At 41.7% G+C, this 6,729-nt stretch carries 8 protein-coding genes; all 8 read left to right on the forward strand.

From position 1 onward, the window contains the following. Window positions 1-20: 20 nt before the first annotated feature. The 8 genes from AT15_RS07230 (at window position 21) to AT15_RS07265 (ending at window position 6,245) form a co-directional block, all read left to right on the forward strand. Window positions 21-944 carry an HD-GYP domain-containing protein gene (locus AT15_RS07230; RefSeq protein ID WP_068347916.1) on the forward strand — a complete coding sequence of 308 codons (924 nt, stop codon included), beginning with the start codon at window positions 21-23 and terminating at the stop codon, window positions 942-944. Between the two features lie 93 nt (window positions 945-1,037). Next, complete coding sequence (locus tag AT15_RS07235; protein WP_068347917.1) at window positions 1,038-1,859, forward strand: DegV family protein; 822 nt, start codon at window positions 1,038-1,040, stop codon at window positions 1,857-1,859. A 10-nt stretch (window positions 1,860-1,869) separates the two neighbouring features. Then, window positions 1,870-2,397, forward strand: coding sequence for a DUF6512 family protein (locus AT15_RS07240; RefSeq protein ID WP_068347918.1), 528 nt, complete (start codon window positions 1,870-1,872; stop codon window positions 2,395-2,397). 21 nt (window positions 2,398-2,418) lie between these two features. Further along, window positions 2,419-3,522 (forward strand): aldo/keto reductase, encoded by a 1,104-nt coding sequence (locus AT15_RS07245; protein ID WP_068347919.1) that lies wholly within the window; start codon window positions 2,419-2,421, stop codon window positions 3,520-3,522. Between the two features lie 146 nt (window positions 3,523-3,668). Beyond that, on the forward strand, window positions 3,669-4,043 hold the full coding sequence (locus AT15_RS07250) for a GntR family transcriptional regulator (RefSeq protein ID WP_068347920.1): 375 nt from the start codon (window positions 3,669-3,671) through the stop codon (window positions 4,041-4,043). After that, entirely contained in the window at window positions 4,040-4,918 is an 879-nt protein-coding gene (locus AT15_RS07255) for an ABC transporter ATP-binding protein (RefSeq protein WP_068347921.1), read from the forward strand. Before AT15_RS07250 ends, AT15_RS07255 begins: the two co-directional genes overlap by 4 nt. Next, on the forward strand, window positions 4,915-5,565 hold the full coding sequence (locus tag AT15_RS10200) for an ABC-2 transporter permease (protein WP_068347923.1): 651 nt from the start codon (window positions 4,915-4,917) through the stop codon (window positions 5,563-5,565). Before AT15_RS07255 ends, AT15_RS10200 begins: the two co-directional genes overlap by 4 nt. A gap of 14 nt (window positions 5,566-5,579) precedes the next feature. Beyond that, entirely contained in the window at window positions 5,580-6,245 is a 666-nt protein-coding gene (locus AT15_RS07265) for an ABC-2 transporter permease (protein WP_068347924.1), read from the forward strand. Window positions 6,246-6,729 lie beyond the last annotated feature (484 nt).

Genomic DNA, 6,729 nt, shown 5'->3' on the forward strand with positions numbered 1-6,729 from the left:
TGTTTCGCCCGGAGGAAAAAATGAGAGATTTCATCGCAAAGAATCTTAATCAGCACATTGAGGAAGTCGTTCTAAAAAGCTCATCCCTTGCGTTACTTGCCCATGGTGATGGTATAGAAGTTTTGAGACAGGTAATTAAGGAGGATGTAATAAGTTTTATTGAACCTTACAATGATGGTCAGCTCCTGGAGTTTTTCTTTGTGGTTGAAGGAAAATTGCTGTGCAAAAGAAATGATGAAGAAATTATTCTCGAAACAGGTGACTATTTTTACGCACACAACTTAAAAGAAACAGTTGAGCTGAAAACCCTTAACGACAGTGTACTTCTTTACATAACCTCAAAACCCATGTTTTCTTCATTAAGCAAAGAAGCAAGAAAATTAAAGGAAATAGCCATGCAAGTTGAAAAGAAAGACAGCTACACCCATGGGCATGGCAAAAGGGTAAGAGACCTTTCTTATGCCGTCGGTAAGCTGTTAAGACTTTCTGAGGAGCAAATGGAAAATCTGCTTATGGCAGCCCTTTTTCATGATATCGGGAAGATTGATGTGCCGGAGGAAATACTGAAAAAGCCGGGAAAGCTAACCGCAGAAGAATTTGAGTACATAAAACGCCATCCGGAAAAAGGCGCACGAATGGTTAAAGGGACATTCCTTGAGAATATCGCCGAAACAATATTACAGCATCACGAAAGAATAGATGGTTCCGGTTACCCAAATGCTTTGAAAGGCGACGAGATATGTATTGAAGCCCGGATAATAGGAATCGTTGATAGTTTCGATGCCATGACTTCAAAACGCCCTTACAGAGATGCAATGGAATGGAGCGAAGCGCTCGAAGAAATCAAATCCCTTGCAGGTAAAAAGTACGACGCCATACTGGTACAGGCTTTTGAAGAATGCATAAAGATTGGCCTTATATCTGAAGAGAAATTCAAAGAATAACCTTCACCCTTCCCCTTCAATGAGTTTTTTCTGCATATCTCAATAGGGTATAATTAAAAAGCCTTCATATTTATTGTCCGGAGGTTTCTGAACATGATAAAACTCGTAACAGACAGTTCCTGTGACCTTCCTGAGAAGCTGGTAAAAGAGTATGATATCAGAGTCATTCCCCTGAGTGTCGAAATTGACGGCAAGAGGTATACCGAGGGTAAAGATATAACCCCGGAGGAGTACTGGCATAGGATGCAAACCGCCAAGGCCCTTCCCAAAACGTCGCAGCCCCCTCCCGCTATGTTTGCCGATGCTTTCAAAGAAATCATCGATGAAGGTAATGAACCCCTGTGCATTACCATATCTTCAAAGCTGAGCGGAACATTTCAGTCAGCGCTGGTAGGAAACGACATGAGTGGCAATAAAGCCGTTGTGTTTGATTCCCTCGCCGGTTCTCTTTCTCACGGGATTCAAGTGCTCATGGCTGCCAGGCTTGCACAATCAGGGAAAAAGATGCATGAAATTTTGAAAGCTCTTGAGAAGTACAGGGAATCAGTGAAGATAATAATCCCCCTTGATACGCTGGAAAACATCGTAAAAGGTGGTAGATTAAGCAGAGTTCAGGGAACAGTTGCGAAGCTATTGAACATAAAAGTGATTCTCCAGGGTGTCAAAGGTGAAGTTAAAATGCTCAAAAAAGTTCGAGGAACCAAAAGATTCAGAGAGGCAATACTTGAGATAATAAACAATTTAACCCCTGAACCTGGAAGGATATTTGGAATCACGCATGTGGACAACTTAAAAGATGCGCTCTTTTTTAAAGAAGCAATTGAGAAACGCTTCAAATCAGAGGTTATCGTTAACGCAATGGGACCCATCATGGCAACCTATGCCGGTCTGAAGGGGATGATACTTGCGCTTTAGGGGTGGTGGCATGAAAAGCGCCTTTAGAACCTGGGAAATATCAGGGATTTTCTTTATTTTTCTGCTTGGATCGCTCTTTCATTTCACCTTTGAATGGTTTGGTGAAAACTCTATTGCAGGGGCATTTTTCCCGGTAAACGAGAGTGTTTGGGAGCATCTGAAATTGGTATATTATCCCGGATTGCTGTTGCTGATTATGGAATTTTTATTCTTACCTGACATAAGGACAAAAGGTTTTTTTCTGGGGAAGTCCCTTGCGCTTTATGCAATGTGTGCAGTTATATTAGGCGGGTTTTACTTCTATACGCTGTTCTTTGAAGACAGTTTGGTTGCTGATATCTCTTTGAATTTTGCAGCAGTGGTAATCGGTCAGCTAATAAGTTATAACGTAACCGTGAAAGCCCGGGCCAGCAAGAGCATTAACTTTCTTTCTATAATTGCCATAATCGCTTTGGGCGCTTACTTTGTATACGCCACATATTTCCCGCCGCATATAGAGATGTTCAGAGATTCTCAAACGGGGAGTTACGGAATATAATCCCCTGAGGGGGGATAAATGATGGAATACAGAAAACTGGGGAAAACCGGTCTTGAACTCTCTCTTTTAGGGCTTGGCGGATTTCATCTTCTGGAAATAACTCTTGACAAAATAAGGAAATTGGTGAAAGCTTATCTTGATGCTGGTGGAAACTACTTCGAGACTGCCCATGCTTACGGCGATGGTGAATCAGAAAGAAAACTCTCGAGAGTACTTCCTTCTTCCGGGGTAATTGTCGCCACAAAAACCGGGAAAAGAACTGCCAGCGAGGCAAAGCGCGAAATTCTAAAAAGCCTGAAAAACCTTAACAGAAAGCACGTGGATATCATCTTCCTGCACGCTGTTACAGATGATAAAGATTGGGACAGGATAATCTCATCAGGTGGCGCGATCGAAGCTCTTGAATGGGCAAAGGTTGAGGGACTGGTAAGGTTTGTCGGTATAACGAGCCATGGTTATGGCGGTACGTTGTTACGTGCATTAAAAGAATACCCTTTTGATCTTTTTATGACACAATTTAACTACTACGACCGCTTTAACTTCCCTGAAATAGAAACAAAAGTGCTTCCCTTTGCCTTATCAAATAGCATCGGAGTGCTTGCTATGAAGCCTTTTGCGGACGGTTTCCTCTTTCGGAGTGTTGAAAGAGCTTTGAGATACGTAAGAACCTTGCCGGTTTCGTGCATAGTAAGCGGTATTAATTCAGCTGACCAGCTTAAGAAAGATCTGGAAATTCTTGAGCTGCCTGCTTATAACGAGCTGGAATTAGCAGAGCTCCAGAGAAATGCACCTGAACTCGGTAACTATGTATGCAGGCTTTGCCTTGAATGCCTTCCGTGCCCCGAGGGAATAAATATCCCCTCATTCTTCCTTGCTGAAGGGCGTTTTGACCGCCAGATGCTCAATGGAGAATATGAAGACGTTCAGGACTATGTATTGAGGGATAGGCTTGCCCACTGGTTCCAGAGCGAAGAACAGGCGAAGCTTGAATACAAAGCCCTCTATCCAGGTGTTGACACATGCACAGAATGTGGGATTTGCTCTCAGCGGTGTCCGTATAATATTGATATACCCAAAAAATTGAAAATAGTCAAATCCAAATTTGAGAGAGGGTATATCTGGTGAATTCGGGCGCCTTTTGTATAATGTGATTACATCTTCAAAGGACTGCTTCTTTTAGAAATTTTTTTATAATTTTGTGCTGCAAGGCTTGACATTGAAAATGTAAAAGTATATACTGTGTATATACGATATGCACAGTGGAGGTTTATATGATTGTTCTTTCACCTACCGACCCCGATCCTTATTACAAACAAATAGAAGACCAGATAAAAAAAGAGATAATTTCCGGAAGGCTTAAATCAGGAACTAAATTGCCTTCTGTCAGGGCTCTGGCAAAGGAGCTAAATGTAAGCGTAATTACCACGAAACGGGCTTATGCAGAGCTCGAAAAAGAAGGCTTGATTACAACGCGTCAGGGGCAGGGAACATACGTTGCTGAGGTTGATTTAAAGAACATAAAAGTTCAAAAAACAAAAGCGATAGAGCAGGAAATTGCCACTCTTATGAAAAGAGCAAGAGAGCTTTCAATCGAACCTGAAGAGATAATTCGCCTGATCGAAGAATGGGGAGGGAAAAGCAAATGAACAAAGTTGTCGAAGTGAAAGATTTGGTGAAAAAGTATCCCGGTTTCCAGCTTGGTCCGATAGATTTAGAAATCCCCGAGGGTAGTATCGTAGGCCTGATAGGTCCAAACGGTGCTGGAAAAACCACACTTATCAAATCTATGCTGAATTTAGTTCACCGCGATGCGGGCATGGTGAGAATAATGGGTATGGACCTCAGCAAAAACGAAAGGGAAATAAAAGATATTGTCGGATATGTGGGCGAGCATCAGTATTTCTATGAAGACAAAAGGGTTAGCTGGTTGGGGAATTTTGTATCGAGCTTTTACAGCAACTGGAATAACGATTTGTTCCGTGAACTTCTTGAAAAATACCAGATTGATCCAAAGAAAAGGGCAAGAGAATTATCCAAAGGGATGCGCGTGAAACTCTCTTTCGCAATTGCCATATCCCATAATCCAAAAGTCATGCTTCTTGACGAACCAACCTCTGGTCTGGATCCCATTGTAAGGAGGGAAATACTAGAAGAAATGCGAAATATCGCCGGAGATGAGAAAAGGAGCGTGTTGATATCATCTCATATTACAGACGACATTGACCGTATAGCTGATTATGTTATCTACCTTCTAGATGGAAAGGTTGCACTCTACTCTGAAAAGGACAGCCTTCTGGCCGAGTGGAAGAGGATTCACTATGTAGATGGTGAACTTCCGGACTCTTTGCAGAATTCGCTTTTTGATAAAACCGAAACAGCCTTTGGAAATTCTGGCATCACCTCAAAATACAGTGAGTTAAAGGCCCTGCTCGATCCATTACTTCAGGAAGGAAGGGTAAAAGTTGAAAATCTCGGGCTGGATGACATATTGATTTGCCTTGTGGGGAAGTGTAAAAAATGATACTGAAAATACTTTTGAAAGAACTGAATAAGGCAAAATTCTTTTTGCTTTTCTGGATTATAACGATATTTTCGGCAATGAGTTTAATAAACCTTGTGCTTTCCGGTTCGACCAGGGGAGCATTGACCTCTTTGGTTGGAGCAGCTTTTGTAGTTATGGGGATATTCATATCCATATCTCTGATTGAGAACTATGAGAGCCACCATAGGGGTTATGACATAATGCTCATAATGCCTGTGAAACTCCTGGATATAATAATGGCAAAATTCCTGGCATTATTGATAATCATGGGTACAAGTATATGCTCGGTATTGCCCTTTGTGCTGGCTTATGGAGTAGAGCCCCTTGCCACTCACGCTTTGATGATCTCTATCAATCTCGCTCTTGTAATTGGCGGGCTTTTCCATCTGGGCATTGCACGCCTTGGCTTTGAGAAATGCCTGAATATACTTCTTTTTGGTGCTGGAACTGCGGGTTTTGTCGTGTTGTTAATATTACAGATCATAGGAAGAAGCAAAGATCCCGGAACTATCGAAAACTTTGCGTTGCTCATTTCAAAGTGGCCAGTACTGCTTATTTCGATTTTGACATACTTTTTACTAATGCTTTTAACTGTCAAAGTAAAAGCCAGGTACCCGAACAGATAAAGGAGGCAAGGCAAATGCTAAAAATACTTAAAAAGGAGCTGACAAGCTTAGGCGTACTGCTTATATTCGTATCCGCTGCCCTTTTGACAGTAGCAGCAATGTATCTCGTTATAACAGGGAGAGACCTCGAACGTACCCCAATGGCTGTTATGGATTATCTGTTCATATTGGAAGGGATGGTAATTTTTGGCCTTCCCATGGGGAACGAAAAATACGACGAAAAAAATAAGGGGTATCATCTTTATGGAATGCTCCCTGTAAAGAAAGCCAAAATAGTGAAAGCTAAGTTCCTTGCATTCCTGATTCCGGGTATTGTTATGGCTTTTGCAATCTGGTTGGCTCACTTCATTGTTCTAAAAGGCATATATCCTGAAATAGTACTTGGAGCGGTGTGCGTTGCTTTTTCGTTTAGTGCGTTCATGATGGGCATTTTATATGTGTTCATATTCAAACTGGAATACAGCAAAATGCTTATTCCAACTATGCTCACGTACATGCTGGTTCTAAGCTTCCCCATATGGTCAACAATAATTTTGAGAAGGGTATTTGGGATTTCTGAAAATGGATTGATTGGTTTCTACACAAGCCCCGTTCCTTTTGCAGTAGTTCTTATTTCACTCATTTGCCTTTATTTCCTGTACAAAAAGGCAGTAAGGAAGTTTTTGCAAAGGGAATTTTAGCATATAAAGGGGGAAGAACGGATGGAAATAATTGACGTACAACGAACAACGCACAACATACAACGATTTTCTTGTTTCTCGAATCCCAAGTCTCGGATCTCGGACTCTCGGTTACCATTTCTCGATTTTCTCGAATCTCGAATCTCGGTTACTTTTTCTCGCCTTCTCGGTCACTTAGTCTCGGTTCTCATTTTTCGTTGTAGGTTGTCGGTTGTAGGTTGTGTGTAAACCTTTTTCAATACTTTCAAGGGGGTAAATATGATGGATTGTGACGTACAACGAACAACGCACAACGATTTCTTGTTTCTCGCCTTCTCGGCTCTCGGCTTCTCGAGTCTCAGTTTTCGTTGTAGGTTGTGGGTTGTGCGTGGATTGCGGTCTGACCCCCAATAATGAGACAAGGGTTAACGAAATCAAGCTTTAACGGATTGAATCATGGAAATGCTACGACATTTCTTAAAAGCTTGTGGTGTCATGTATTTCA

The sequence above is a fragment of the Kosmotoga arenicorallina S304 genome, assembly GCF_001636545.1.
Taxonomy (GTDB): Bacteria; Thermotogota; Thermotogae; order Petrotogales; family Kosmotogaceae; genus Kosmotoga_B; species Kosmotoga_B arenicorallina.

Excerpts from the sequence above, each read along its gene's own strand:
- AT15_RS07230 (WP_068347916.1), top strand. The coding sequence starts at position 21 with ATGAGAGATTTCATCGCAAAGAATCTTAATCAGCACATTGAGGAAGTC.
- AT15_RS07235 (WP_068347917.1), top strand. The coding sequence starts at position 1,038 with ATGATAAAACTCGTAACAGACAGTTCCTGTGACCTTCCTGAGAAGCTG.
- AT15_RS07240 (WP_068347918.1), top strand. The coding sequence starts at position 1,870 with ATGAAAAGCGCCTTTAGAACCTGGGAAATATCAGGGATTTTCTTTATT.
- AT15_RS07245 (WP_068347919.1), top strand. The coding sequence starts at position 2,419 with ATGGAATACAGAAAACTGGGGAAAACCGGTCTTGAACTCTCTCTTTTA.
- AT15_RS07250 (WP_068347920.1), top strand. The coding sequence starts at position 3,669 with ATGATTGTTCTTTCACCTACCGACCCCGATCCTTATTACAAACAAATA.
- AT15_RS07255 (WP_068347921.1), top strand. The coding sequence starts at position 4,040 with ATGAACAAAGTTGTCGAAGTGAAAGATTTGGTGAAAAAGTATCCCGGT.
- AT15_RS10200 (WP_068347923.1), top strand. The coding sequence starts at position 4,915 with ATGATACTGAAAATACTTTTGAAAGAACTGAATAAGGCAAAATTCTTT.
- AT15_RS07265 (WP_068347924.1), top strand. The coding sequence starts at position 5,580 with ATGCTAAAAATACTTAAAAAGGAGCTGACAAGCTTAGGCGTACTGCTT.